This is a genomic window from Variovorax sp. ZS18.2.2 (assembly GCF_024701975.1).
Classification (GTDB): domain Bacteria; phylum Pseudomonadota; class Gammaproteobacteria; order Burkholderiales; family Burkholderiaceae_C; genus Variovorax.
In genome coordinates this window covers 2008770-2033902 of record NZ_JANLNM010000001.1, presented here as the reverse complement: position 1 = coordinate 2033902, position 25133 = coordinate 2008770, and the positions used below count along the sequence as shown (strand labels likewise).

26 protein-coding genes are annotated in these 25133 nt (G+C 65.2%); 15 read left to right on the top strand and 11 right to left on the bottom strand.

From position 1 onward, the window contains the following. Positions 1-87: 87 nt before the first annotated feature. Positions 88-1308, bottom strand: a complete 1221-nt coding sequence (locus NU688_RS09535) for a GNAT family N-acetyltransferase (RefSeq protein WP_257860295.1) — start codon at positions 1306-1308, stop codon at positions 88-90. A 19-nt stretch (positions 1309-1327) separates the two neighbouring features. On the opposite strand from NU688_RS09535, the gene NU688_RS09530 reads away from it, so the two are divergent. After that, entirely contained in the window at positions 1328-3025 is a 1698-nt protein-coding gene (locus NU688_RS09530) for an NAD+ synthase (RefSeq protein ID WP_257860294.1), read from the top strand. Further along, on the top strand, positions 3022-3360 hold the full coding sequence (locus NU688_RS09525) for a P-II family nitrogen regulator (protein ID WP_013540975.1): 339 nt from the start codon (positions 3022-3024) through the stop codon (positions 3358-3360). The genes NU688_RS09530 and NU688_RS09525 overlap by 4 nt, the downstream gene beginning before the upstream one ends. A 47-nt stretch (positions 3361-3407) precedes the next feature. On the opposite strand, the gene NU688_RS09520 is transcribed toward NU688_RS09525, so the two are convergent. The 6 genes from NU688_RS09520 to NU688_RS09495 are packed head-to-tail and all read right to left on the bottom strand — an operon-like array spanning position 3408 to position 6859. Continuing rightward, positions 3408-3998, bottom strand: coding sequence for a TIGR00730 family Rossman fold protein (locus NU688_RS09520; protein WP_257860293.1), 591 nt, complete (start codon positions 3996-3998; stop codon positions 3408-3410). Positions 3999-4029: 31 nt separating this feature from the next. Beyond that, positions 4030-4437, bottom strand: coding sequence for a diacylglycerol kinase (locus tag NU688_RS09515; RefSeq protein ID WP_257860292.1), 408 nt, complete (start codon positions 4435-4437; stop codon positions 4030-4032). Further along, positions 4434-5003 (bottom strand): RDD family protein, encoded by a 570-nt coding sequence (locus NU688_RS09510; RefSeq protein WP_257860291.1) that lies wholly within the window; start codon positions 5001-5003, stop codon positions 4434-4436. The genes NU688_RS09515 and NU688_RS09510 overlap by 4 nt, the downstream gene beginning before the upstream one ends. 13 nt (positions 5004-5016) lie before the next feature. Beyond that, the gene (locus NU688_RS09505; protein ID WP_257860290.1) at positions 5017-5817 is read right to left on the bottom strand and encodes a DUF3106 domain-containing protein; all 801 of its coding nucleotides are present in this window, start codon (positions 5815-5817) and stop codon (positions 5017-5019) included. Positions 5818-5873: 56 nt separating this feature from the next. Continuing rightward, the gene (locus NU688_RS09500; protein ID WP_257860288.1) at positions 5874-6296 is read right to left on the bottom strand and encodes a DUF3619 family protein; all 423 of its coding nucleotides are present in this window, start codon (positions 6294-6296) and stop codon (positions 5874-5876) included. After that, positions 6293-6859 carry an RNA polymerase sigma factor gene (locus NU688_RS09495; protein WP_013540981.1) on the bottom strand — a complete coding sequence of 189 codons (567 nt, stop codon included), beginning with the start codon at positions 6857-6859 and terminating at the stop codon, positions 6293-6295. Before NU688_RS09495 ends, NU688_RS09500 begins: the two co-directional genes overlap by 4 nt. Positions 6860-7144: 285 nt before the next feature. Between NU688_RS09495 and NU688_RS09490 the strand changes: the two genes are divergently transcribed. The 8 genes from NU688_RS09490 to NU688_RS09455 all read left to right on the top strand — a co-directional run bounded on the left by NU688_RS09490 (position 7145) and on the right by NU688_RS09455 (position 16825). Further along, a complete protein-coding gene (locus tag NU688_RS09490) occupies positions 7145-8929 on the top strand; it encodes an acetolactate synthase 3 catalytic subunit (protein WP_257860286.1) in 1785 nt (594 codons plus the stop codon). Positions 8930-9059: 130 nt separating this feature from the next. After that, complete coding sequence (gene ilvN / locus NU688_RS09485) at positions 9060-9551, top strand: acetolactate synthase small subunit (RefSeq protein ID WP_013540983.1); 492 nt, start codon at positions 9060-9062, stop codon at positions 9549-9551. 54 nt (positions 9552-9605) lie between these two features. Then, positions 9606-9869: a DUF4282 domain-containing protein gene (locus NU688_RS09480; RefSeq protein ID WP_042579951.1), complete on the top strand. Its 264-nt coding sequence runs from the start codon at positions 9606-9608 to the stop codon at positions 9867-9869. A 54-nt stretch (positions 9870-9923) separates the two neighbouring features. Beyond that, complete coding sequence (gene ilvC / locus NU688_RS09475; protein ID WP_093122648.1) at positions 9924-10940, top strand: ketol-acid reductoisomerase; 1017 nt, start codon at positions 9924-9926, stop codon at positions 10938-10940. A 183-nt stretch (positions 10941-11123) separates the two neighbouring features. Beyond that, complete coding sequence (gene pssA, locus NU688_RS09470) at positions 11124-11948, top strand: CDP-diacylglycerol--serine O-phosphatidyltransferase (RefSeq protein ID WP_257860285.1); 825 nt, start codon at positions 11124-11126, stop codon at positions 11946-11948. 185 nt (positions 11949-12133) lie between these two features. Next, on the top strand, positions 12134-13837 hold the full coding sequence (gene leuA, locus NU688_RS09465; RefSeq protein WP_257860284.1) for a 2-isopropylmalate synthase: 1704 nt from the start codon (positions 12134-12136) through the stop codon (positions 13835-13837). Positions 13838-13960: 123 nt separating this feature from the next. Then, positions 13961-15499 carry a 2-isopropylmalate synthase gene (locus tag NU688_RS09460; protein ID WP_257860283.1) on the top strand — a complete coding sequence of 513 codons (1539 nt, stop codon included), beginning with the start codon at positions 13961-13963 and terminating at the stop codon, positions 15497-15499. A 117-nt stretch (positions 15500-15616) separates the two neighbouring features. Next, positions 15617-16825, top strand: coding sequence for a serine hydrolase (locus NU688_RS09455; protein ID WP_257860282.1), 1209 nt, complete (start codon positions 15617-15619; stop codon positions 16823-16825). Between the two features lie 83 nt (positions 16826-16908). Here the strand turns inward: NU688_RS09455 and NU688_RS09450 are convergent, their stop codons facing one another. The 3 genes from NU688_RS09450 to aat are packed head-to-tail and all read right to left on the bottom strand — an operon-like array spanning position 16909 to position 19271. Continuing rightward, the gene (locus NU688_RS09450) at positions 16909-17739 is read right to left on the bottom strand and encodes an IclR family transcriptional regulator (RefSeq protein ID WP_257860281.1); all 831 of its coding nucleotides are present in this window, start codon (positions 17737-17739) and stop codon (positions 16909-16911) included. Between the two features lie 30 nt (positions 17740-17769). Next, positions 17770-18519, bottom strand: a complete 750-nt coding sequence (locus tag NU688_RS09445; RefSeq protein ID WP_257860280.1) for an arginyltransferase — start codon at positions 18517-18519, stop codon at positions 17770-17772. Then, positions 18516-19271: a leucyl/phenylalanyl-tRNA--protein transferase gene (aat, locus tag NU688_RS09440; protein WP_257860279.1), complete on the bottom strand. Its 756-nt coding sequence runs from the start codon at positions 19269-19271 to the stop codon at positions 18516-18518. Before aat ends, NU688_RS09445 begins: the two co-directional genes overlap by 4 nt. 222 nt (positions 19272-19493) lie before the next feature. Here aat and NU688_RS09435 point away from each other — a divergent pair, with 222 nt between their 5' ends. From NU688_RS09435 to NU688_RS09415, 5 genes are read left to right on the top strand one after another with little or no spacing between them, the layout of a single operon-like run. Then, positions 19494-21824: a xanthine dehydrogenase family protein molybdopterin-binding subunit gene (locus tag NU688_RS09435; protein ID WP_257860278.1), complete on the top strand. Its 2331-nt coding sequence runs from the start codon at positions 19494-19496 to the stop codon at positions 21822-21824. A gap of 36 nt (positions 21825-21860) precedes the next feature. After that, positions 21861-22775, top strand: a complete 915-nt coding sequence (locus NU688_RS09430) for a helix-turn-helix transcriptional regulator (RefSeq protein WP_257860277.1) — start codon at positions 21861-21863, stop codon at positions 22773-22775. Further along, positions 22754-23113 (top strand): VOC family protein, encoded by a 360-nt coding sequence (locus NU688_RS09425; protein ID WP_257860276.1) that lies wholly within the window; start codon positions 22754-22756, stop codon positions 23111-23113. Before NU688_RS09430 ends, NU688_RS09425 begins: the two co-directional genes overlap by 22 nt. 22 nt (positions 23114-23135) lie before the next feature. Further along, positions 23136-23537, top strand: a complete 402-nt coding sequence (locus tag NU688_RS09420; protein WP_257860275.1) for an SRPBCC family protein — start codon at positions 23136-23138, stop codon at positions 23535-23537. Next, positions 23537-23974: a nuclear transport factor 2 family protein gene (locus NU688_RS09415; protein WP_257860274.1), complete on the top strand. Its 438-nt coding sequence runs from the start codon at positions 23537-23539 to the stop codon at positions 23972-23974. Before NU688_RS09420 ends, NU688_RS09415 begins: the two co-directional genes overlap by 1 nt. Here the strand turns inward: NU688_RS09415 and pobA are convergent. Next, on the bottom strand, positions 23944-25125 hold the full coding sequence (gene pobA / locus NU688_RS09410) for a 4-hydroxybenzoate 3-monooxygenase (RefSeq protein WP_257860273.1): 1182 nt from the start codon (positions 25123-25125) through the stop codon (positions 23944-23946). The two genes, NU688_RS09415 and pobA, sit on opposite strands and share 31 nt — an antisense overlap. Between the last annotated feature and the right edge of the window lie 8 nt (positions 25126-25133).

The following is a 25133-nucleotide window of genomic DNA, read 5'->3' as shown; positions in this document are numbered from 1 at the left end:
TGGCCCGGATGCTAGGAGAGGCGCCGCGCGCCGTCGATGTGCCAAACGGACAAGGGCGCTATGCCCTTGGACAGAGGCACGCGCGCTTCAGGCGGCCTTGAACGGGCTGCGCTCGCCCAGGTGGTCCATGTAGTTCTCGATGCCAGCCCCTTCGCGTTCGAGAAAGCGCTCCACCGCATCCGAGAACGCCGGGTGCGCAAGCCAGTGGGCGCTGGTGGTCTTCACCGGCATCAGCGCGCGCGCCATCTTGTGCTCGCCCTGTGCGCCGCCTTCGAAGCGCCGGGCGCCGTGTTCGATGCACCAGGCAAGGGGCTGGTAGTAGCAGGCCTCGAAGTGCAGGCAGTCGACACGCTCCAGCGCGCCCCAGTAGCGGCCGTAGGCGACCAGTGGTGCGTCCGGCTCCGTGGAGAGCGCGATCAGGCTCGTCGCCATGGGCTTGCCGTTGCGCTCGGCGATGAACAGCAGCCAGGCCTCGGGCAACGTATCGGCCATGCGCTGGAAGAAGTCGCGCGTGAGGTAGGGCGGGTTGCCGTGCTCGCGATAGGTGCGCTCGTAGCAGCGGTAGAAGAAATCCCAGTCGACTTGCGAGATGTCCTTGCCGCGCGACCAGCGGAAGCTCACGCCGGCGTCGGCGACCTTGCGGCGCTCCTGGCGGATCTTCTTGCGCTTGTCATGGGCGAGGCTGGCGAGGAAGGCGTCGAAGTCGGGGTAGCCGGGCCGCTCCGGGGTGGAACGCTCCCCCTCGGACAGCGAGGACACGTCGGTGCCGACCGTGGGCGCCACGTTCGTCCAATGGAACTGCACCGTGTTGCGCAGCATCAGCCCGGCTTCGGTGCATGCGGCGATGTCCTCGTCGGCGCCGAACAGCAGGTGCAGAGAAGAAATTTCTTCCTGCTTGCACCACGCAACCAGCGCCTGCACCAGCAGCGTGCGGCTTTGCGCATCGCGCGCCAGGAGACGCGTGCCCGGCACCGGTGTGAACGGCACCGCGACCACGGCCTTGGGGTAGTAGGCGAGCCCGTGCTGCTCATACGCATTGGCCCAGGCCCAGTCGAAGACGTACTCGCCGTAGGAATGGTCCTTGATGTAGACGGGGCAGGCGGCTTCGAGTTGCTTGCCGCGCCACAGCGTGATGAACTGCGCCGCCCATCCGCTCGCAGGGGATGCGCTTTGGCTTTCGTGCAGCGCCGCGAGGTATTCGTGGCGCATGAAAGGCGAGGGCTCGGCCTGCGCGGCGAGCAGCGCGTTCCAGGCTTTCGGGCTCACGTCCGACGGTGACGCCAGAACCCGAATGACATAATCGTTCAAGCCTTTTTCTTCCTTCTGTATGACGCTCAAGCTCGCCATCGCGCAACTCAATTTTGTGGTGGGCGACCTCGCCGGCAATGCAAGAAAGATCGTCGATGCCGCACGCGACGCCCATGCGCAAGGCGCGCGTCTGCTCCTGACGCCCGAACTCTCGATTGCCGGCTACGCAGCGGAGGACCTCTTCCTCCGTCCCGCCTTCACCGAAGCTTGCGATGATGCCGTGAAAGGCATTGCCGCTGCGCTGGCCGACCTCAAAGACATGGTCGTGGTGGTGGGGCATCCGACCGGTGGGAGCCTGCGCAGCCGCTCCGTGGCAGTGCAGATGCGCCACAACGCGGCCAGCGTCATCAAGGAAGGCCGCATCCTCGAGACCTATGCCAAACGCGAGCTGCCGAACTACCAGGTGTTCGACGAGCGCCGGTATTTCACGCCGGGGCAGGGTACCTGCGTGTTCGAGACGGGTGGGGTTTCCGTCGGGCTGCTGATCTGCGAGGACGCCTGGTTCGACCAGCCGGCCGAACTGGCCCGCGAAGCCGGTGCCGAGGTGCTGGCCGTGATCAACGCGTCGCCCTATCACGTGGGCAAGGAGGGCGAGCGTGTCGCGCGCATGGCCGATCGCGCACGCGCCGTGGGGCTGCCGTTGGTCTACGCGCACTTGGTCGGTGGGCAGGACGAAGTGGTGTTCGACGGGGCCTCCTTCGCGCTGCAGGCTGATGGCGTGCTCGCCATGCAGGCCGAGAGCTTCCAGGAGAAATTGGTCTTTGCGCAGTTGGAGCGCGCACCTCAAGATGGCGTCGGCTTCGTGGCCGAGCCCGGCGCGGTGGCAGCCCCGCGCGACGCCGAAGCGCAGTTGTGGGACGCCCTGGTGCTCGGCGTGCGTGACTACGTCGGCAAGAACGGCTTCCCGAGCGCCATCCTGGGGCTCTCGGGCGGTATCGACTCCGCATTGGTGCTCGCGATCGCGGTCGATGCACTCGGCAAGGACAGGGTGCGTGCGGTGATGATGCCTTCGCCTTACACCGCCGACATCAGCTGGATCGATGCGCGAGAGATGGCAAGCCGCCTTGGCGTGCGCTATGACGAGATTTCGATCAAGCACACCTTCGAGTCTTTCAAGGGCGCCTTGGCCGAGGAGTTCAAGGGCCGCCCCGAAGACACGACCGAGGAAAACATCCAGGCCCGCATCCGCGGCACGCTGCTGATGGCCCTGTCGAACAAGTTCGGCTCGATCGTGCTCACCACCGGCAACAAGAGCGAAATGGCCACCGGCTACTGCACGCTCTACGGCGACATGGCGGGTGGTTTCGCGGTCATCAAGGACCTGCTCAAGACCACGGTGTTCGCGCTGGCCCGTTGGCGCAACGCCCATGACCCGTACAGCACCGGCGGCGCGCCGATCCCCGAGCGGATCATCACGCGCCCCCCGAGCGCCGAGCTTCGGCCCGACCAGACCGACCAGGACAGCCTGCCGCCCTACGACATCCTCGATGGAATCCTGGCACGCTACATGCAGGACGACGAGGGCATCGACGAGATCATTGCCGCGGGCTACGAACGCGCGGTGGTCGAACGGGTTGCGCGGCTCATCAAGGTCAATGAATACAAGCGGCGCCAGGCGCCGGTAGGCATCCGGGTCACCCACCGCAGCTTCGGCAAGGATTGGCGTTACCCTATCACCAGCAAATTCAACGAAACCGCCGGAGCACAAAAACCATGAAGCAGATCACCGCCATCGTCAAACCCTTCAAGCTCGAGGACGTGCGCGAAGCCCTGGCCGAAGTGGGCGTCACCGGCCTGACCGTGACCGAGGTCAAGGGCTTCGGCCGACAGAAGGGTCACACCGAGCTCTACCGCGGTGCCGAATACGTGGTCGACTTCCTGCCCAAGATGAAGGTCGAAGTGGTCGTCAACGAGGGCGATGTGGAGCGCTGCATCGAGGCCATCGTCAATTCGGCGCGCACTGGGAAGATCGGCGATGGCAAGATTTTTGTCACCGCCGTCGAACGCATCGTTCGTATCCGTACGGGCGAGGAAAACGAAAACGCCGTCTGAAGCAAGAAAGCCCCGTTGACCGGGGCTTTTTTCTTTCGAGACGGGCGTCAGAGATTTTCCGACAGCCTGTCTTCGCGCGGATGGAGCGGCACTTCGGCGCGCAGTGTGGTGAGCAGTTCGGTGGCGTCGGTGCCGGTGCGGATCAGCGTCATCTGCCAGTCGCCCATGAAGCCTTCCCGCACGCTGTGGGCCAGGAAGCCCAGCAGGCCGTCGTAGTAGCCGGCGGTGTTGAGAATGCCGGTCGGCTTGTCGTGGTAGCCGAGCTGGCGCCAGGTCCAGATCTCGAACAATTCCTCGAAGGTACCGATGCCGCCCGGCAGGGCGATGAAGGCGTCGGCGCGCTCGCCCATCATGGCCTTGCGCTCGTGCATGGTGTCCACCACGTGCAATTCGTCGCAGAGGGGATTGGCCAGTTCCTTGTCGACCAGGGCCTTGGGGATGATGCCGACGACGCGGCCGCCGGCCAGACGGGTGGCTTCGGCCACCGTGCCCATCAGGCCGGTGCGGCCGCCACCGTAGACCAACTGGCCGCCGTGCCGGCCGATCCACTGGCCGACAGCCTTGGCGGCTTCGGAAAACTCGGGGCGCTCGCCGGGGCGCGAGCCGCAATACACACAGATCGAAAATTCAGGATTCATCCCGCCATCATGCCTCGGGATGCGGGCCCGCTCATGACACGAAGCGCGTCCACAACGCCGCTGCCCAGATGCCGCCGCACAGCGTGAGCGAGAGCAGCACCGCGGCGCTGCCCATGTCCTTGGCGCGCTTGGAGAGGTCGTGCCATTCGGGGCCGATGCGGTCGATGGCGGCCTCGACCGCGGTGTTGAGCAGCTCCACGATCATCACCAGGAGCGCGCTGCCGGCGAGCAGTGCCACCTCGACCCAGCTGCGCCCGAGCCAGAAGGCCGCCGGGATCATCACGATCGAGAGGATCGCTTCCTGCCGGAAGGCAGGCTCGCTCCAGCCGGCGCGAAGCCCATGGAGCGAGATCAGCGTGGCATGCCAGACGCGCTCGAAGCCCTTGCGGGCCTTCTGCGGATTGACGGCGGGGTCGGGAAGCTCGGGCAGGGCACTCATCGGCGGCTCATGGGCTTGGAGGTGATGAGCCGCGTACCGGCCCAGGCGTCGTGCCAGAACTGGCGATCGGGGTGAAAACGAGCGAGCACGGCCCAGACGGCGATCCAGCCAAGCAGCAGAACCATCGTTTCGACCACCGGCACGCCCAGCAGGGGATGAAGTGCCAGCGGAGGCAGAAGCCAGACCCAGCTCAGGATGTAGCGCAGGAAGGCGCGCGATTGCGTCAGTGGGCGGCCTTGCCGGTCCACGATGCGGATGTTCCAGGTCTTCATGCCCAGCGTCTGCCCCTTGCACCAGAACCAGACGAAGTACACGCCGAAGACCACGAACAGGTAGGCGAGCAGCAGGGGGCGGCGCGTCTCGTCCATGGCGTTGCGCATCTGGCTGAGGGCGCTGAAAAGCCAGCCGGCCGTCATGGCCACCGCGAACAGCAGCATGCCTTCGTAGAGCCAGCAGGCCATCCGGCGCCACAGGCCGGGCACTGTCGAAGCAGGAGCGCTGGTTGTCTGTGCGTCAGGCAAGGCAGGCTGATCGGGCCCCGAAGCCTCGGGAGAACTGGAAACCATCGAAGCCTTGGTGTCAGGGAGCCGAGGGTGGCTGTTCGGTCGCCGTCGGGATCGGCGATGGCGCCGGGACCTGTGCCTCGGCGGGAACCGGTGGCGATGTGACGTAGACGGGGGCAGGCGCCGCGGCGGGGGCGACGCTCGCTGCGGCAGGCGCCCGCTCCAGCGGCGTCGTCACCAGGATGGTTGCAGGCATGGACGGTGCGGTCGGCGACGGCGCCAGCACGATCCTGGGCGTGTGCTGGCCGGGCGGCGTGACGGCCGGCACCGGCACGAGCTTTTGCGACGAGACGGGACGCACCGGAATGGCCGCGCCGCGCGGCTTGGCCGGTGCGCGTTCGGCGAGCTTGCGCTTTTCTTCCTCGCTCAAGGCCTGGTATTGCTCCCATTTGGCCTTGCGCTCGTCGGCTGGCACGCGCTTGACCTCGGCGAAGTTCAGGCGCGCCTGGGCCCGCTGCTGATTGCTCAGGGCGGTCCACTCGATCATGCGGCTGTGCAGGGTGACTTGATCATCCGCCGACATGTTCGCGAAGTTTCGTGACAGTGCCAGCCACTTGCGTTTTTGCCCGCTGTTCATCGTGGTCCAGTGCGGGACCAGGGGCTTGAGGGCCTGCTGCTGTTCGGCGGTGAGTTCGCTCCAGAGCGGCTTGGTTGCGGGAACTGTCTTGGTGGCGCCGGCTGCCGCGGCACTCGCAACGCCCGCCGGACCGGCCTTGTTGGCCTCGGAGGGCGGCTGGGCGCAGGCGGTCGTCAGGCCGAAGGCTGCGACGGCGAGCGCGCCCGCCCAAACGAATGCGCCCGCCGTGAGCGGGCGCAAAGGGCGGGGGGTGTTCGCGCTGGGTTTGGAGCGGCGTCGCATTCGGTCGGAGAGGGTCAGTCGGAGGCGCCGTCGGCCTTCAGGAATTGGGCGAAGCCCGGGTCGGTGTAGGCGGCGGGAGGCAGGTCGCCGGTGAGGAGGGCGGAGTCGACCTCGGCCAGTTCGCTGGCGCGGTCGTCGTCCTGCATCACGCTGATGGTGATGAGGCCGGCCACGAGTGCGATCAGCGGCACCACAGATCCGATGCGGGTCCACCAGCCACCGCCCAGCGTGAGCGTGCTGCCGGACTGCACCACCTCGGGCGCGGTCCGCAATTGCGGAGCTTGCTTGCGCGCGGCCACGGCCTGCGCGCGTGCAACGCGCAGCCGCTCGCCGATGTCGTGCGACAGTTCCTGGTTGCCGGCGGACAGCCGGGCAGCCAGGCGCTGACCGAACTGATCTTCGGCGGCGGTAGAAGAGGTTGGAACCTTAGTGTTCATAGCGATATTCCCTTGGCCTTGAGCGCCTTGCTCAGAGCGTGAACGGCTCGCGAACAATGGGTTTTGACGCTGCCCTCGGAGCAGCCCATTGCAGCGGCCGTCTCTGCGACGTCCATTTCCTCCCAGTAACGCATCAGGAAAGCCTCGCGTTGACGGCCCGGCAATGCGGCGATCTGTTCCTCGATCTCGTGGAAGACCTGGGCGCGGCGGGTGGTGTCTTCGGCGCTTTCCGTCTCTCTGGAGTCGGTTGGAGAGACGAAGTTCTCCAGAAGGTCGAAATCTCCGTCGTCGTCGACCGAGTCGAAGTCGCTCAGATTCGAGAACAGCGCGCGGCGGGTTTTCTGGCGGCGGAACCAGTCGAGCGTGCAGTTCGACAGGATGCGCTGGAACAGCATCGGCAGCTCGTTGGCCGGCTTGTCGCCATAGTGCTGCGCCAGCTTCATCATGCTGTCCTGCACGATGTCGAGCGCCGCTTCTTCGTCCCGCACGTGATAGACCGAGCGCTTGAAAGCGCGTCGTTCGACGCTTTTCAGGAAGTCGGAGAGTTCTTGTTCAGTGGCCAAGCGAGAGGGGGCGCGCAAAGGCGCGCCGCATGGGAAGGGATGTCTAGCGGACGCTTATGTTTTCCGCCGCGGATTATGCCCCGATGCCTTTACAAGCCACCTGAAGCGAATCTGAACCGCCGGGTAATGTCATAATCCGCGCTGCAAGTCAAAAGGCAAACGGGTCAAGGTCCGGCGGAACATCAGTCCGCTCATGGCCATGGCCTCAAGTCCTGGCGCGACCCCACAAGGGTTGGCAAGGGGCACCCAAGGTTTTTCGTTCCCGAAAAAACACAAAGGTTGATCATGGAAATCTCGAAGGCGGAAATCATTTCCGCAGCAGCCGCGTCCTCAGGCGCCGGCAACCCAACGCAAGAACTCATGGGCGCTGAAGTGCTGATCAAGGCACTGCAGGCCGAAGGCGTCCAGTACGTCTGGGGCTACCCCGGCGGCGCGGTTCTGTACATCTACGACGCGTTCTACAAGCAGGACACCATCCAGCACGTTCTGGTGCGCCACGAGCAGGCAGCCGTGCACGCGGCCGACGGCTATGCGCGCGCCACCGGCGAAGTCGGCGTGGCACTGGTCACCTCGGGCCCCGGCCTGACCAATGCGGTCACCGGCATCGCCACGGCGTACATGGACTCGATCCCGATGGTGATCATCTCGGGCCAGGTACCCACCGCCGCCATCGGCCTGGACGCCTTCCAGGAATGCGACACGGTCGGCATCACCCGTCCCATCGTCAAGCACAACTTCCTCGTCAAGGATCCCAAGGATCTGGCCATGACGATGAAGAAGGCCTTCCACATCGCGCGCAGCGGCCGTCCGGGCCCCGTGGTGGTGGACGTGCCCAAGGACGTTTCCTTCAAGAAGACGCCCTACACAGGCTATCCCGACAAGGTCGAGATGCGCTCGTACAACCCGGTGCGCAAGGGCCACGGCGGGCAGATCCGCAAGGCGCTGCAGTTGTTGCTGGCGGCCAAGCGCCCGTACATCTACACCGGCGGCGGCGTGTTGCTGGGCAATGCCTGCAACGAACTGCGCACGCTGGTCGACATGCTCGGCTACCCGGTCACCAACACGCTGATGGGCCTGGGCGCCTACCCGGCGAGCGACCGCAAGTTCCTCGGCATGCTGGGTATGCACGGCACCATCGAAGCCAACAACGCGATGCAGAACTGCGACGTGCTGTTGGCCGTGGGCGCGCGATTCGACGACCGCGTGATCGGCAATCCCAAGCACTTCGCGACGAACGAACGCAAGATCATCCACGTCGACATCGACCCGTCGAGCATCTCCAAGCGCGTGAAGGTCGACATCCCGATCGTCGGCGACGTGAAGGACGTGCTCACCGAGCTGATCTCGATGATCCGCGAGAGCACCACCAAGCCCGATGCCGGCGCATTGGCCGACTGGTGGAAGACCATCGAGGCCTGGCGTTCGCGCGACTGCCTCAAGTACGACCGCGGCAACAAGGACGTGATCAAGCCGCAGTACGTGGTCGAGACGCTCTGGAACATGACCAAGGACGCCGACGTGTACATCACGTCGGACGTGGGCCAGCACCAGATGTGGGCGGCCCAGTACTACCGCTTCGACGAGCCGCGCCGCTGGATCAATTCCGGCGGCCTGGGCACCATGGGCGTGGGCATTCCCTACGCCATGGGCATCAAGCTCGCCAAGCCCGATTCGGAAGTGTTCACCATCACCGGCGAAGGCTCGGTGCAGATGTGCATCCAGGAACTCTCCACCTGCCTCCAATACAACACGCCGATCAAGATCTGCTCGCTCAACAACCGCTACCTGGGCATGGTGCGCCAGTGGCAGGAGATCGAATACTCCGGCCGCTACAGCCATAGCTACATGGATGCACTGCCGAATTTCGTGAAGCTTGCCGAGGCCTATGGCCACGTGGGCATGCTGATCGAGCGTCCACAAGACGTGGAGCCCGCGCTGCGCGAAGCACGCAAGCTCAAGGACCGCACAGTGTTCATGGACTTCCGCACCGACCCCACCGAGAACGTGTTCCCGATGGTGAAGGCCGGCATGGGCATCACCGAGATGCTGTTGGGTTCCGAAGATCTCTGATCCTCGGCGCATTCGCTTCTAACTCTTTACTGACGAATCTATTGCCCGCCGAGCCCGCGCATTACCGTGCGCGGGGGAGGGCGGCGAAAGCGAAAGCTTCCGCGCAGGCGAAAAGAGGAGTCACGCAAACATGAAACACATCATTGCAGTGCTGCTGGAAAACGAGCCGGGTGCTCTTTCCCGCGTGGTGGGCCTGTTCTCGGCCCGTGGCTACAACATCGAATCGCTGACCGTCGCGCCGACCGAGGACGCAAGCCTCTCGCGCATGACCATCGTCACGACCGGTTCGGACGACGTGATCGAGCAGATCACCAAGCACCTGAACCGCCTGATCGAGGTCGTGAAGGTCGTCGACCTGACCGAAGGCGCCTACACCGAGCGCGAGCTCATGATGGTGAAGGTGCGCGCCGTGGGCAAGGAGCGCGAGGAAATGATGCGCATGGCCGAGATCTTCCGCGGCCGCATCATCGACGTCACCGACAAGAGCTACACCATCGAACTCACCGGCGATCACGGCAAAAACGACGCTTTTTTGGAAGCGATCGACCGTAGCGCTATCCTCGAGACTGTCCGCACCGGTGCCAGCGGCATTGGGCGCGGCGAGCGCATCCTGCGCGTGTAGGGGGTGAAGATCCCCTCAGTTCCACCGTTTCAAATCAACATGAGGAGAAGGTAAATGCAAGACTTGCTGGGTTTCGAGAAGATGGTGACCCCGATCATCATTCGGATTCTGTACTTCCTCGGACTGCTGGGTGTGCTCGCTGCAACGGTCATCTCGTTGTTCCAGGGCCGCATCCTGGCTGCCATCGGTATTCTTGTTTTCGGCGCGATCATGGTTCGCGTCTACAGCGAATTGCTGATCCTGCTGTTCCGCATTCACGACAACCTCGTGTCCATCAACCAGCAAATGAAGGACCGGAATCCCTCCGGCCAACTGTGAGTGAACGCACCCCCGCTTCAGGGGGTGCTCGAGATTAATTAGGAAAGACGCATCATGAAGGTTTACTACGACAAGGACGCCGACCTCAGCCTCATCAAGGGCAAGACGGTCGCAATCATCGGTTACGGGTCGCAAGGTCACGCGCACGCGCAGAACCTGAACGACAGCGGCGTCAAGGTCGTGGTCGGCCTGCGCAAGGGTGGCGCTTCGTGGGACAAGGTCGGCAAGGCCGGCCTGCAGGTCGCTGAAGTGGCCGACGCCGTGAAGTCGGCCGACGTGGTCATGATCCTGCTGCCCGACGAGCAGATCGCCAACGTCTACAAGAACGACGTGGCCCCGCACATCAAGGAAGGCGCCTCGCTCGTCTTCGCGCACGGCTTCAACGTGCACTACGGCTTCGTGCAGCCGCGCGCCGACCTGGACGTGTGGATGGTTGCCCCCAAGGCCCCGGGCCACACCGTGCGCAGCACCTACACGCAAGGCGGCGGCGTGCCCCACCTCGTGGCCGTGCACCAGGACAAGACCGGCAAGGCGCGTGACCTCGCGCTGAGCTACGCCACCGCCAACGGCGGCGGCAAGGCCGGCATCATCGAGACCAACTTCCGCGAAGAAACCGAGACCGACCTGTTCGGCGAACAGGCGGTTCTGTGCGGCGGCACGGTCGAGCTGATCAAGGCTGGTTTCGAAACGCTGGTGGAAGCCGGCTACGCGCCCGAAATGGCGTACTTCGAATGCCTGCACGAGCTCAAGCTGATCGTCGACCTGATCTATGAAGGCGGCATCGCCAACATGAACTACTCGATCTCGAACAACGCCGAATACGGCGAGTACGTCACGGGCCCGCGCATCGTGACCGACGAGACCAAGAAGGTCATGAAGCAAGTGCTCAAGGACATCCAGACCGGCGAATACGCCAAGAGCTTCGTGCTCGAAGCCGCTGCCGGCCAGCCCGCGCTGATCAGCCGCCGTCGCCTGAATTCAGAGCATCAGATCGAAGTCGTCGGCGAAAAGCTGCGCGCCATGATGCCCTGGATCAAGAAGAACAAGCTGGTCGACCAGACCCGCAACTGATCTGCGAACCAGAAAGGGTGCTTCGGCACTCTTTTCCCAAGGGCCACCCGTTGCGGTGGCCCTTTTGTTTGTCGGGGGCGCAGCGCCCCTGAACTACACTGCGAACCATGCGACTCACAGATCAAAATGCTATCGAATGGATAGCTGCTCGCGCAGTGCCCATGAGGGACGGAGGCAATTTCAATGTATGACGACACGCTCCCCGACGATGTGCAGCCGCGCAAGCGTCGCAAGGGCATCTACATCCTGCCGAACCTGTTCACGCTGGCGGCGCTGTTCGGCGGCTTCTACTCGGTCGTGATGGCCATGAACGCGCGCTTCGACCTTGCCGCGCTCGGCGTGTTCGCCGCGATGATCCTCGACAGCCTGGACGGGCGCGTTGCGCGCATGACCAACACGCAAAGCGCGTTCGGCGAGCAGATGGATTCGCTGTCCGACATGGTGTCGTTCGGTGCGGCACCGGCGCTCATCGCTTACGAATGGTCGCTCAAGGGCCTGGGGCGCTGGGGTTGGATCGCAGCCTTCGTGTACTGCGCCTGTGCGGCCCTGCGGCTCGCACGCTTCAACGTGAACACCGGCGTGGTCGACAAGCGCTGGTTCCAGGGGCTGCCATCGCCCGCCGCAGCGGCGCTCGTGGCGGGCTTTATCTGGCTCGTGAACGAATGGGGCAAGCGCGGCGGCGAGGTGCTGTACCTCTCGTGGACGCAGATCACCTGGGTCACCTTCGCGTTCACGCTGTATGCCGGCCTCAGCATGGTCACCAATGCGCCGTTCTACAGCTTCAAGGACGTGCAGATGAAGAAGAGCGTGCCGTTCGTGGTGATCGTGCTCATCGCGCTCGGCATCGCCGTCATCAACATCCATCCGCCGACGGTGCTGTTCGGCCTCTTCGTGGCTTACGGTTTGAGTGGCTACGTGGTCTACGCGTGGCGCAAGGCCAAGGGCCAGCCGGCCAGCGTGATCAGCACCTCGACCGAGGAGCCCGACGAGCGGGGCTTGCATAACTGAATGTGGCTTGTGCTACATTCGCAACCCTCATGACCAAGATTTCGCTGCTGGCCCTACTAGCCCTCCCTCACGGGCGGAGACGGTAGCGCACGCGCAAATCCCTCACCACGGCCCGTTCGCACCAGCAACGGGCCGTTTGTTTTTGGGGTTGCTGGTTGATTACCAACCATCACAGAGAAATCGACATGCTCAAGCAACCTCAAGCCAAATACCGCGCATTCGCCCCGATCGGCCTCAAGGACCGCACCTGGCCCGATGCCGTGCTGACCAAGGCCCCGATCTGGCTGTCGACCGACCTGCGCGATGGCAACCAGGCCCTGGTCGAGCCCATGGACATCGCGCGCAAGATGCGCATGTTCGAGACGCTCGTGGCCATCGGCTTCAAGGAAATCGAAGTCGGCTTTCCCTCCGCGTCGCAGGTCGAATTCGACTTCGTGCGCAAGCTCATCGAGGAAGACCGCATTCCCGACGACGTGACGATCCAGGTGCTGACGCAGGCACGTGACCACCTCATCGCCCGCACCTTCGAATCGCTGCAAGGCGCCCCGCGCGCTATCGTTCACCTCTACAACGCCGTCGCCCCGGTGATGCGCCGCGTGGTGCTCGGCATGGACGAAGACCAGATCGTCGAACTCGCCAGCAGCCACGCGCGCATGTTCAACGACTTCGCCGCGAAGCAGCCGAGCACGAAGTGGACCTTCCAGTACTCGCCCGAAATGTTCTCGGGCACCGACGTCGTGTTCTCCAAGCGCGTGGTCGATGCGGTCACCGAAGTCTGGGCGCCGACGCCCGGGCGCAAGTGCATCGTCAACCTGCCCACGACGGTCGAGCATTCCACGCCGAACATCTTCGCGGACATGATCGAATGGATGCACCGCAACTTGGCGCGCCGTGATTCCATCGTGCTGTGCGTGCACCCGCACAACGACCGCGGCACCGGCACCGCTGCCGGCGAACTGGCCTTGATGGCGGGCGCCGAGCGCATCGAAGGCTGCCTTTTCGGCAATGGCGAGCGCACCGGGAATCTCGATCTCGTGAATGTCGCGCTCAACCTCTACACGCAGGGCGTATCGCCCGAGCTGGACTTCTCGAACATCGACGAGATCCGCGCGACGGTCGAGCACTGCAACCAGATCCCCGTGCATGCGCGCCATCCCTATGTCGGCGACCTCGTCTACACCTCGTTCTCCGGCTCGCACCAGGACGCGATCAAGAAGGCCTTCGCCGCGCGCAAGGAAGGCGACATCTGGGACATGCCCTACCTTCCCATCGACCCGAAGGACGTGGGCCGCAGCTACGAGGCCGTGATCCGCGTGAACAGCCAATCGGGCAAGGGCGGCATGGCCTACCTGCTCGAGAGCGAGTACGGCCTCGAGATGCCGCGCCGCCTGCAGATGGAATTCATGCAGACCGTGCAGAAGGTGATGGACGTCGCCGGCAAGGAACTCACCGCTGCCGACCTCTGGCAGCTTTTCGTGAGCGAGTACGGCATCGAGACCGCGCAGTCGTTGCAGCACCGCGTGATCGAGGAAGAAGGCGAGGGCGCCAACGCCTCCGTCGTCCTGCGCGGCGACCTGCCATGGGACGGTGAAACCCGCGCCATCGAAGGTCGCGGCAACGGTCCGATCGACGCGTTCACCCAAGCACTGAGCAAGGCCACGGGCCACACAGTGCGCGTGATGGACTACCACCAGCACGCCATCGGCGCCGGTGCCGATGCGAAGTCGGTGGCCTACCTGGAACTGCGCGTGGACGAGAGCCAGACGCTGTTCGGCGTCGGCATCGACGCCAACGTGATCACGGCGTCGCTGAAGGCCATCGTCTCGGGCGTGCAGCGGGCGCGGAGCCGGGGCGCGCACAGCGCACAATCGGCGGTTGAAGTCGCCTGAAGGCATGACCCCCACGCTCTCGCACTGCGTGTCGTCGCTGCCCCCCGAGGGGGCCGCTGGCCGCCTTGGGAGCGGCCCGGCGTCGGCCTGATCGATGGCTGAATAAACCCAAGGAGATTCACGATGGCTGACCAACTCATAATTTTCGACACCACCTTGCGCGACGGCGAGCAATCGCCCGGCGCCTCCATGACGCGCGACGAGAAGATGCGCATCGCCAAGCAGCTTGAACGGCTCAAGGTCGACATCATCGAAGCCGGTTTCCCGGCCAGCTCGAACGGCGACTTCGAAGCGGTCAAGGCGATTGCCAACGCGATCAAGGATTCGACCGTGTGCGGCCTGTCGCGCGCCAACGACCGCGACATTTCGCGTGCAGCAGAAGCGCTCAAGGGCGCAGCGCGCGGCCGCATCCACACCTTCATCGCGACCTCGCCGCTGCACATGGAAAAGAAGCTGCGCATGTCGCCCGACGAGGTGCACGAGCAGGCGAAGCTCGCCGTGCGTTTTGCGCGCAACCTCGTGAGCGACGTGGAGTTCAGCCCCGAAGACGGCTATCGCAGCGACCCGGACTTCCTGTGCCGCGTGCTCGAAACCGTGATCAACGAAGGTGCCACCACCATCAACGTGCCCGACACCGTCGGCTACGCCATCCCCGAGCTCTACGGCAACTTCATCAAGATGCTGCGCGAGCGCGTTCCCAACAGCGACAAGGCGATCTGGTCGGTGCATTGCCACAACGACCTCGGCATGGCCGTGGCCAACTCGCTGGCCGGCGTGAAGATCGGCGGCGCGCGCCAGGTGGAGTGCACGATCAACGGGTTGGGCGAGCGCGCGGGCAACTGCTCGCTCGAAGAAGTCGTGATGGCGGTGAAGACCCGCCGCGACTACTTCGGGCTTGACCTGAACATCGACACCCAGCACATCCTGGCCGCGAGCCGCATGGTGAGCCAGACCACCGGCTTCGTGGTGCAGCCCAACAAGGCCGTGGTGGGCGCCAACGCCTTCGCGCACGCTTCGGGCATTCACCAGGACGGCGTGCTCAAGGCGCGCGACACCTACGAGATCATGCGGGCCGAGGACGTGGGCTGGGCCGCCAACAAGATCGTGCTGGGCAAGCTCAGCGGCCGCAATGCGTTCAAGCAGCGGCTGCAGGAGCTGGGTGTGACGATGAGCAGCGAGGCCGACATCAACGCCGCCTTCCTGCGCTTCAAGGAACTGGCCGATCGCAAGTCCGAAATTTTTGACGAGGACATCCTCGCGCTCGTCAGCGCGGAAGAGCTGTCGAACGTTGACGAACAGTTTGCATTTGTCTCTCTCTCCCAGCACAGCGAAACCGGCGAGCGCCCCCAGGCGAAGGTCGTCTTCACCGTCCAGGGCGAGGAAGTGACCGGAGAATCCGACGGCAATGGCCCGGTTGATGCTTCCCTGAAAGCCATCGAATCGCACGTCAAGAGCGGCGCCGAGATGGTTCTTTACTCGGTGAACGCGATCAGCGGCTCGACAGAGAGCCAAGGTGAAGTTACAGTTCGGTTACAAAACGCAGGGCGGGTGGTCAACGGTGTGGGTGCAGACCCGGACATCGTGGTCGCCTCGGCAAAGGCTTATTTGAGTGCTCTCAATAAGTTACAGAGCCAAGCTGAGAGAGTTGCAGCGCAAGGTTAGGTTTTCAGGCGTTCCTTGGTATTCGAATGAAGAAAAGGATGCAAGTAACTGATATTGCGTGTCTTTTTTGAATTCGATACACTGCGGTCCTCGTTTGTCGCCGCTGGAGATTTATTAATGCCTGAAGCCCGTCTCCGCCGAGTTTCCAGCCAGCGGTTCCTACCCGCATTCAAATTCATCGCCGTGGCGCTCTGCGCCACGGCGTTTTTGCTGCCCGGCGCCCAGGCCGCGAAGAAAGAAAAGCCCGCCGCCACCAAGACCGCCGTCGCCAAGAAGGCGAAGGGGCCAGTGCCGGTCGAAGTCAAGCGCAATGCGTCTTCCGGCAAGACCGCCGTGGTCGCCAAGCGCGGCGGCCGCGCCGAGCGCAGCGAAAAGGTCGAGAAGGTCGTTCGCGGTGGCCGCAACGTGGTGGCCACGATCCGCAAGAAGAACGGCAAAACCGTGGTGGCCGTCCAGCGCCGTTCGGTGGTGCGTGTCGAGGCGCCTCCTCGCCAGTCCTTCGGCCAGATGGCCGGCCTGCATGGCACCGACGACGCACTCGACCTGAAGTCGAGCGTCGCCCTCGTGATCGACCAGGACACGCACGAAGTGCTGTTCAGCAAGAACGACCACGCTGTGCTGCCGATCGCGTCGCTCACCAAGCTGATGACGGGCCTGCTCATCAGCGAAGCCCATCTGCCTAACGATGAGCTGATCACCATCACCCAGGACGATGTCGACACCGAAAAGGGCAGCCGCTCGCGCCTGACCATCGGCACGACGCTCTCGCGCGGCGAACTGCTGCATCTGGCCCTGATGTCGAGCGAAAACCGTGCGGCGCACGCGCTGGGCCGCACCTACCCGGGCGGCCTCACGACCTTTGTGAGCATCATGAATGCCAAGGCGAAGATGCTCGGCATGAAGGACACGCGCTACGTGGAGCCCACGGGCCTCTCGAGCCGCAACCAGTCGAGCGCGCAGGACCTGGCGCTGCTGGTCAACGCCGCTTATGCCGACGCCACGGTGCGCTCGCTGTCCACGTCGCCTGAGTACCAGGTCGAGGTCGGCAACCGCGTGCTGCAGTTCAACACCACCAACCGCCTCGTGAAAAGCCCCGATTGGGAAATCGGCGTGCAGAAGACGGGCTTCATCAACGAAGCCGGCCAGTGCCTCGTGATGCAGGCCAAGGTGGCCGGCCGCAAGCTGATCATGGTGTTCCTGGATTCGGCCGGCAAGTTCAGCCGCATCGCCGATGCAGAGCGCGTTCGCCGTTGGGTCGAGGCGACGCATGCCGTGCCAGGTTCGCCGGCAGCCTCGCGCAATGTGAGCTACCAGATCGCCGGCTGAGCAGCAGCGGTGCCGCGATAGCGGTGGACAAAAAGAAAAGCGGGCCAAGGCCCGCTTTGTCTTTTGGCGCCCCGCAAAGGGGGTCAGGCGCTTGCTGAAGGCGCGTTGGCGGCCGGGGAGGGGGGCGTTGCGGCCACGCCATCCTTGAACCCCAGCGCGCCCGAGATTTCATTGGCCGTTGCCTGCAGCTTGGGCAGCCAGCCCTCGTCCAGCCGGTCGGCCGGCGCCGAGATCGACAGGCCTGCCACCAGCTTGCCCTGGTCGTCGTAGATGCCGGCGGCCATGCAGCGCACGCCCAGTTCCAGTTCTTCGTTGTCGCGGGCAATGCCGTACTGGCGCGCCTTCGACAGCTCGCGCTCGAGCGCGGGCAACTGCGTGATGCTGTTGCGGGTGTGGCCCGCTAGGCCCGTCCGGGTGGCGTAGCTGCGCACCCGCGCTGGGTCGTCGGCTGCCAGGAAGAGCTTGCCGGTCGAGGTGAGATGCAATGCCGCGCGTCCACCGATGGCGCGTACCACCTGCATGCCCGAGCGTTCGCTGTACGAGCGCTCGATGTAGACGATCTCGTCGCCCTGGCGCATGCTGAGGTTCACCGGCTGCTGCGTGAGCTTGTGCAGCTCGCGCATGGGGCCCAGCGCGGCATCGCGCACGTTGAGCCGTCCCTTCACCAGGTTGCCCAACTCCAGCAGGCGCATGCCCAGCCGGTAGCTGCCCGCCTCGGGCCGGTCGACAAAACGACCGACTGCCAGGTCGTTGAGGATGCGGTGCGTGGTCGAAGGATGGAGCCCGGTCTTCTCGCTGATTTCCTTCAGCGAGATGGCCTCCTCGCGGGACGCCAGGACGTCGATGAGCGAAAACATGCGCTCGATCACCTGGATCACGGGAACGGCAGGAACGTCGGATTGGTTTTTTCTCATGGCGCTGGGCGGTGATGACCGAGCGCCATTTTACCTTGTGAAATCACCGGATGGCTGCCAATGTCCATCCACCAGCACTTCATGCGGGGAGAAACGCGCCTTGTAGTGCATCTTGGGGCTGCGTTCGATCCAGTAGCCGAGGTAGACGTGCGGCAGGCCCAGCTTGCGCGCCTGTTCGATCTGCCAGAGCACGCTGTAGGTGCCGTAGCCTGCGCTCGTATCGGGCTCGTAGAACGTGTAGACCGCCGAGATGCCATCGTTCAGCACGTCGAGGATCGACACCATCTTGAGCGCGCCTGCGCTGCCATCGGCCAGCGTCTCGCGGAACTCGACCAGCCGCGAATTGACCCGGCTCTGCAGCAGGAACTGGGTGTACTGGTCGATGCTGTCGTGGTCCATGCCACCACCCGCGTGGCGGCCGTTCTGATAGCGCAGGTAGAGCTGGTAGTGCTCGGGCACGAAGCAGAGCTTGAGCACGCGGGCCTGCAGGTTGGCATGCTGTTTGGCGGCCCGCCGCTGGCTGCGCGTGGGCTGGAAGCTGTTGGCCAGCACCCGCAGCGGAATGCAGGCGCGGCAGCCGTCGCAGTAGGGCCGGTAGGTGAACATGCCGCTGCGCCGGAACCCGCTGAGCACGAGGTCGGAGTAGGCGTCGTTGTGGATCAGGTGGCTGGGCGTGGCCACCTGCGACCGGGCCTGACGATCCGGCAGGTAGCTGCAGGGATAGGGCGCCGTCGCATAGAACTGCAGCGTGTGAAGCGGGAGATCCTTGAGGTGCGTCACGTCGGTGAAAGAGGTCGCGCGGAAAGGAGTTCGGCCCAGTATACGGGCTCGAATTGCCACTGTGGCCCCTCCTGTTCCCGGGCCTTGGCCACGTGGGCGACGAAGCGCTTGCGCGGCATCTCGCGGGCGCCGAGGCTGGCGAGGTGGGCGGTGTTCTGCTGGCAATCGATCATCTGCACGCCGGCGCACCGGCACAGGCTCACCAGCGCGGCGAGCGCGATCTTCGAGGCGTCCGGCCGGCGGGTGAACATCGACTCGCCGAACACCGCGCGGCCGAGCGCCACGCAGTAGAGGCCGCCCGCGAGCTCGCCGTCGATCCAGGTTTCGACGCTGTGCGCATGGCCTGCCGCGTGCAATTGCGTATAGGCCTCCACCATGTCCGGCACGATCCACGTGCCCGACTGACCCACGCGCGGGGAGAGCGAACAGGCCTTGATGACCGCCGCGAAATCGTGGTCGATGCGCACCTCGCAGCCGGGCGTTTCCGCGAAATGGAACAGGGTCTTGCGAAGCGACCGGTGCAGCTTGAACTCGGCCACCTGCAGCACCATGCGAGGGTCGGGGCTCCACCAAAGGATCGGCTGGTCGTCGCTGAACCACGGGAAGACGCAATGGCTGTAGGCCTGCACGAGCGTATCGACATCGAGCGCGCCGCCCGCCGCAAGAAGGCCCGGCACGGGGTCGGCCATGCCCCATGCCGAGGCCGGGTCGGGCAGGGTGTCTCCGGGTTCGAGCCAGGGCAGTTGTCGCATGGCCGTAGGTATACACGGCTTCGCCCGCATCCCCTGTGGGATGAGGGAAAATGGCGCCCCGGCCGCCGGGTGTCGCAAACGATTGCGGTCCATGCGCCACAGGCTGCCGTCGTAGCGGACAAGAACCCCCGAAGCCCATATAGTGCTGCTTCTATTTGCCCCCCATAAAGCGGATCCAGTGGGCCAGCGTTGCCCACCGGGGATCAGCACAAGAGGACCACGTTGACCACTGAACCCAACCCCACCCGCTTTGGCAGCGGCCAGGCGGTGCGCCGCCTCGAGGACGAAAGCCTGCTGGCAGGCGCCGGACGCTACACAGACGACGTCACGCTCCCCGATCAGGCGCATCTCGTTTTCCTTCGCTCTCCCTATCCGCACGCACGCATCGTTTCCATCGACACGAGCACGGCCGCTGCCATGCCCGGCGTGCTGCGCGTCATCACCGGCGCCGAGCTGGTGGCCGCGGGGGTCAAGCCGATGCCGGGTGCCGCCGGGTTCAAGCGTGCCGATGGCAGCGACAGCGCCAGTCCGCCGCGCCATGCCATGGCGAACGAACGCACGCGCTTCGTGGGCGAGGCGGTGGCCGCCGTGATTGCCGACACGGTCCAGCAGGCGCGCGACGCCGCGGAGGCCGTGATGGTCGACTACGAAGACCTGCCGATGGTGGTCGATCTCGCCAGCGCCACCGCCGATGGCGCGCCGCAGCTGTGCGAAGAGGCCACCGGCAACATCGCCGCCGAAATGCGGCACGGCAACAGCGAGGCCGCGACCGCCGCCTTCGCCAAGGCCAGCCATGTGGTTGCGCTCGACGTCATCAACCAGCGCGTGGTCGCGCTCACCATTGAGCCGCGCTCGGTGCTCGCCGTGCATGACGCCAAGACCGATCGCCTCACGATCCGCATGAGCACGCAGATGCCTTCGGGCGTGCGCGATTCCGTGTGCGCGGCCATCGGCCTTGCCAAGGAAAAGGTGCGCGTGGTGGTGGGCGATGTGGGTGGCGGTTTCGGCATGAAGACCGGCGCCTATCCCGAAGACATCGCGGTCGCCTTTGCCGCGCTGCAGGTGAAGCGTCCCGTGAAGTGGGTGGCCGACCGCAGCGAAGAATTCTTGTCGAGCGCGCATGGCCGCGACATCGAGGCGCGGGCCGAACTCGCGCTCGATGCCGAGGGAAAGATCCTCGCGCTGCGCATCAAGACGCTCGCCAACGTGGGCGCCTACGCCACGGGCACGGGCGTCGCGATCCAGCTGCTCATCGGCCCCTGGGTGCAGACCAGCGTCTATGACATCCAGACCATCGACTTCCATTTCAAGGCGGTGCTCACCAACACCGCGCCCACCGGCGCCTACCGCGGCGCGGGCCGGCCCGAGGCCATCTTCACCATCGAGCGCCTGATGGACGAGGCCGCGCGCCAGACCGGCATCGACCGCATCATCCTGCGCCGGATGAACTTCATCCAGCCCGACCAGATGCCCTACAAGAACCCGATGGCGCAGGTCTACGACACCGGCAACTTCGAGTCGGTGATGGACCAGGCGCTCACGCTGGCCGACTGGCAGGGCTTCGAGGGCCGTGCCGCCGAGTCCGCGAAGAACGGCAAGCACCGGGGCCTGGGCATCGCCACCTTTCTCGAATGGACCGGCGGCAACGTGTTCGAAGAACGCGTCACGGTGTCGGTGCAGGCCGATGGGGTCATCGAGGTGTTCTCCGCCGTCAACGCCATGGGGCAGGGCATCGCCACCTCGCTCGCGCAACTCGCGGTCGATGCCTTCGGCGTGCCCATCGAGAAGGTGCGCGTCGTGCTCGGCGACACCGACCGCGGCGACGGCTTCGGCAGCGCAGGTTCCCGCTCGCTCTTCACCGGCGGTTCGGCCGTGCGCATCGGCGCGGAGCGCACCATCGACAAGGCCCGCGAACTCGCGGCGCAGGAGTTCGAGGCCGCCATCGACGACATCATCTACAGCCGCGGCAGCTTCTCGGTGGCCGGCACCGACCTGGAGCTCGACCTCTTCACGCTCGCGGGCAAGCAGCCCGAGCGCGAGATCTTCGTGGACTCCACCAGCACCGTGGCCGGCCCGACCTGGCCCAACGGCTGCCACATCTGCGAAATCGAGCTCGATCCGCCCACCGGCGAAATCAGCGTGGTCGCCTACAGCTCGGTCAACGACGTGGGCCGCGTGATCAATCCGATGATCGTGCGCGGCCAGCTCGAAGGCGGCGCGGTGCAGGGCATCGGGCAGGCACTGTACGAGCAGGTGGTGTACGACCACGAAACCGGCCAGCCCGTGACCGGCAGCCTGATGGACTACGCCGCGCCGCGCGCCGACATCGTCGACACCATGTTCCACATGGAGATGGACGAATCGACGCCCTGCACCAACAACCCGCTGGGCGTGAAGGGCGTGGGCGAGCTGGGCACCATCGGCGCCACGCCGGCCATCGTGAATGCGGTGGCCGATGCCTTTGCGCGCAACGGGCTCGCATCGACTGCGCCGCGCCTGCATATGCCGCTGTCCCCTTCGCGGGTATGGGCGGCCATGCACACTGTGGACTGAGCCCCACCACACGGGTGTTCGAGGGGCACATCCCACATGCGCATCACCACCGAACTGCAGACCGACCCGATCCGCGTATCCAGCTACCGCTGCGACGCGGGTCCCGGCGCGCCGTCGTTCACCGAGATGCACGAGGACTACTCGGTCTCGTATGTGCGCAAGGGCAGCTTCGGCTACCGCACACGCGGCAATGCGTATGAGCTGGTGGCCGGTTCGGTGTTGGTGGGTTGCCCGGGCGACGAGTACGTCTGCACCCACGACCACCACATCTGCGGCGACGAGTGCCTGGCATTCCACCTCTCGCCCGGCTTCGTCGACCTCGTCGGCGGCGACAAGCAGACCTGGCGCACGGCGGGACTCCCACCATTGCCCGAACTCATGGTGCTCGGCGAACTTGCGCAAGTCGCGGCCGAAGGCGAGAGCGACATCGGCCTCGATGAGCTGGGCATGTGGTTCGCCAGCCGCTTCGTCGAGGTGGTCGGCGGCCGCGGCAAGCCGCCGTCGCTGCAGTCCGCTGCGCCGCGTGACAGGCGCCGTGCCGTCGATGCCGCGATGTGGATCGACGCCAACTCGCACGACGACATCGGCCTAGAAGGCGCGGCCTCCGAAGCCGGCCTGAGTTCCTTCCATTTCCTGCGCCTGTTCTCGCAGGTGCTCGGCGTCACGCCGCACCAGTACCTGGTCCGCTCCCGCTTGCGCCACGCGGCGCGCCTGCTGGCGGACGACGACCGGCCTGTCACCGACGTGGCCTTCGATGTGGGCTTTGCCGACCTCAGCAACTTCACTCGCACCTTTCACCGCGCGGCCGGCGTGTCGCCTCGGGGTTTCCGGCAGGCCGCCAAGGGCGACCGCAAGATTCTCCAAGACCGCATGGCGGCCCTGCTCAATGATGACCGCCTGGTTCATTCATCAAGCAGGAAGTCATCGCCATGTACGACCACATCGGACTGAAAGTCAAAGACCTCGCCGCGAGCCGACGCTTCTACGAAGCCGCACTCGCACCGCTCGGCCACGTACTGGGCAGCCACGACGACAGCTATGCCGGCATCGGCCCGGCCGACGCGCCCGCCCTGTGGCTGTACGCGGCCAAGGGCGCGAAGGGACCGGGCACACACCTCGCGTTCCGCGCACCCGATCACAAGGCCGTCGCGGCCTTCCACGAGGCGGGCCTGAAGGCCGGTGGCACCGACAACGGCGGCGCCGGTCCGCGCGGCGACTACAGCCCGACCTACTACGCGGCCTTCCTGATCGACCCCGACGGCAACAACGTCGAGGCGGTCTGTCCCTGAGGCGCGAAAAGGAAAAAGCACCATGGCCACGATCTACAAGGAATTCACCGTCGAAGCCGACGCGGCGCAGGTGTGGGATGCGCTGCGCGACTTCGGCGCCGTGCACACACGCCTCGCACCCGGCTTCCTCACGGACTGCAAGCTGGACGGGCAGGGCGCCCGCATCGTGAGCTTTGCCAACGGGCTCGTCGCGCGCGAACTGCTGGTGGGCATCGACGAGGCGAACCGCCGCCTCGCCTACACCGTCACCGATGGCAAGGCCAGCCACCACCAGGCTTCGGCCCAGGTGTTCGCGCTCGGCGAAGGGCGCTCGCGCTTCGTGTGGATCACCGACGTGCTGCCCGACGAGTTCGCCGCCTACGTCGAGCCGATGATGATGAAGGGCGGCGAGGCGATGAAGAAGACGCTGGAGACACAACGCTGATGGGCAGTTCACCCGCTTCGAGCGAGATCCACGCCGTCGTCCGGCGGTATGCAGACGCCTGGGCAGCCAACGACCTGAAGGCCATCTTCGACTGCTACCACGACGAGGTCGTCTTCCACTATTTCGGCCGGAGCCCGCTCGCGGGCACGCACCGCGGCAAGGCGGCTTGCTTCGCCGTGCTCAAGGAGGTGAAGGAGAAGACCAACCGCCGGCTGATCGCGATTCGCGACGTGCTGGCCGGCGAGCACTTCGGGCTCATCGTCGCCATCGAGCAGTTCGCGCATGAAGGCCAAGCCTTCGAACTGGAGCGCCTGCTGCGCTACGCGGTGAAGGACGGCAAGCTCTCCGAGTGCTGGGTCTACGACGAAGACCAGCGGCGGGTCGACGAGGTGCTGAGCCCCGTCGCTCAGAAATCCTCGAGCGGCAGCCCCACGTAGTTTTCCGCCAGCGCGGTGGAGGCTGCGTGCGAATGCACGAGGTAGTCGAGCTCGGCTTCCTGGATCTTCTGGCCGAAGGCGCCCGTCTCGGGAAAGCGGTGCATCAGCGAGGTGAACCACCACGAGAAGCGCTCGGCCTTCCACACGCGGCGCAGGCACAGGTCCGAATAGCGATCGAGTGCCGAAGCCGACTTCTCGCCATAGAAGATCTCGAACGCACGCGAGAGATAACCCACGTCGGCCGTCGCGAGGTTCAGCCCCTTGGCACCGGTCGGCGGCACGATGTGCGCCGCGTCGCCCGCGAGAAAGAGCGCGCCGAAGCGCATCGGCTCGGCAACGAAGCTGCGCAGCGGCGCGATGCTTTTCTCCAGCGACGGGCCGGTCACCAGCCGCTCGCGGGCCTCGGGGTCGAGGCGTGCGCGCAGCTCGTTCCAGAAGGCCTCGTCGCTCCAGTTCTCGACACGCTCTTCGGTCGGCACCTGCACGTAGTAGCGCGAGCGCGTGGCGCTGCGCATGCTGCACAGCGCGAAGCCGCGCTCGGTGTTCGCGTAGATGAGTTCGTGCGATACCGGTGGCACATCGGCCAGCACGCCGAGCCAGCCGAAGGGGTAGACCTTCTCGTAGGTCTGGATCGCATCGGCCGGCACGCTCGCGCGGCTCACGCCGTGGTAGCCGTCGCAGCCGGCGATGAAGTCGCATTCGATCTCGTGCGTCTGGCCGTCCTTCTCGTAGCGCACGCGCGGCTTGGCCGAATCGAAGTCGTGCAGGCTGACGTTCGCTGCGCTGTAGACGGTCGTGAGGCCTTCGGCGGTGCGCGCTTCCATGAGGTCACGCGTCACTTCGGTCTGGCCATACACCGTGACCTGCTTGCCGCCGGTGAGGCCGTGCATGTCGATGCGATGCCGCGCACCCTTGAACAGCAACTCGATGCCTTCGTGCGGCAGCCCTTCGGTGCGGGCACGCGCATCGACGCCGGCGCGTGCCAGCAAATCCATCGTCACCTGCTCGAGCACCCCGGCGCGGATGCGGCCGAGCACGTAGTCGCCGCTCTGGCGTTCGACGATGACGTTGTCGATGCCGGCCTTGAAAAGCAGTTGACCGAGCAGAAGGCCGGCAGGGCCCGCGCCGATGATCGCGACCTGGGTGCGCATGTTCGTGT

Coding starts and splice junctions, on each gene's coding strand:
- NU688_RS09530 (WP_257860294.1), top strand. CDS start 1,328: ATGACGCTCAAGCTCGCCATCGCGCAACTCAATTTTGTGGTGGGCGAC.
- NU688_RS09525 (WP_013540975.1), top strand. CDS start 3,022: ATGAAGCAGATCACCGCCATCGTCAAACCCTTCAAGCTCGAGGACGTG.
- NU688_RS09520 (WP_257860293.1), bottom strand. CDS start 3,998: ATGAATCCTGAATTTTCGATCTGTGTGTATTGCGGCTCGCGCCCCGGC.
- NU688_RS09515 (WP_257860292.1), bottom strand. CDS start 4,437: ATGAGTGCCCTGCCCGAGCTTCCCGACCCCGCCGTCAATCCGCAGAAG.
- NU688_RS09510 (WP_257860291.1), bottom strand. CDS start 5,003: ATGGTTTCCAGTTCTCCCGAGGCTTCGGGGCCCGATCAGCCTGCCTTG.
- NU688_RS09500 (WP_257860288.1), bottom strand. CDS start 6,296: ATGAACACTAAGGTTCCAACCTCTTCTACCGCCGCCGAAGATCAGTTC.
- NU688_RS09490 (WP_257860286.1), top strand. CDS start 7,145: ATGGAAATCTCGAAGGCGGAAATCATTTCCGCAGCAGCCGCGTCCTCA.
- ilvN (WP_013540983.1), top strand. CDS start 9,060: ATGAAACACATCATTGCAGTGCTGCTGGAAAACGAGCCGGGTGCTCTT.
- NU688_RS09480 (WP_042579951.1), top strand. CDS start 9,606: ATGCAAGACTTGCTGGGTTTCGAGAAGATGGTGACCCCGATCATCATT.
- ilvC (WP_093122648.1), top strand. CDS start 9,924: ATGAAGGTTTACTACGACAAGGACGCCGACCTCAGCCTCATCAAGGGC.
- pssA (WP_257860285.1), top strand. CDS start 11,124: ATGTATGACGACACGCTCCCCGACGATGTGCAGCCGCGCAAGCGTCGC.
- leuA (WP_257860284.1), top strand. CDS start 12,134: ATGCTCAAGCAACCTCAAGCCAAATACCGCGCATTCGCCCCGATCGGC.
- NU688_RS09460 (WP_257860283.1), top strand. CDS start 13,961: ATGGCTGACCAACTCATAATTTTCGACACCACCTTGCGCGACGGCGAG.
- NU688_RS09455 (WP_257860282.1), top strand. CDS start 15,617: ATGCCTGAAGCCCGTCTCCGCCGAGTTTCCAGCCAGCGGTTCCTACCC.
- NU688_RS09450 (WP_257860281.1), bottom strand. CDS start 17,739: ATGAGAAAAAACCAATCCGACGTTCCTGCCGTTCCCGTGATCCAGGTG.
- aat (WP_257860279.1), bottom strand. CDS start 19,271: ATGCGACAACTGCCCTGGCTCGAACCCGGAGACACCCTGCCCGACCCG.
- NU688_RS09430 (WP_257860277.1), top strand. CDS start 21,861: ATGCGCATCACCACCGAACTGCAGACCGACCCGATCCGCGTATCCAGC.
- NU688_RS09425 (WP_257860276.1), top strand. CDS start 22,754: ATGTACGACCACATCGGACTGAAAGTCAAAGACCTCGCCGCGAGCCGA.
- NU688_RS09420 (WP_257860275.1), top strand. CDS start 23,136: ATGGCCACGATCTACAAGGAATTCACCGTCGAAGCCGACGCGGCGCAG.
- NU688_RS09415 (WP_257860274.1), top strand. CDS start 23,537: ATGGGCAGTTCACCCGCTTCGAGCGAGATCCACGCCGTCGTCCGGCGG.
- pobA (WP_257860273.1), bottom strand. CDS start 25,125: ATGCGCACCCAGGTCGCGATCATCGGCGCGGGCCCTGCCGGCCTTCTG.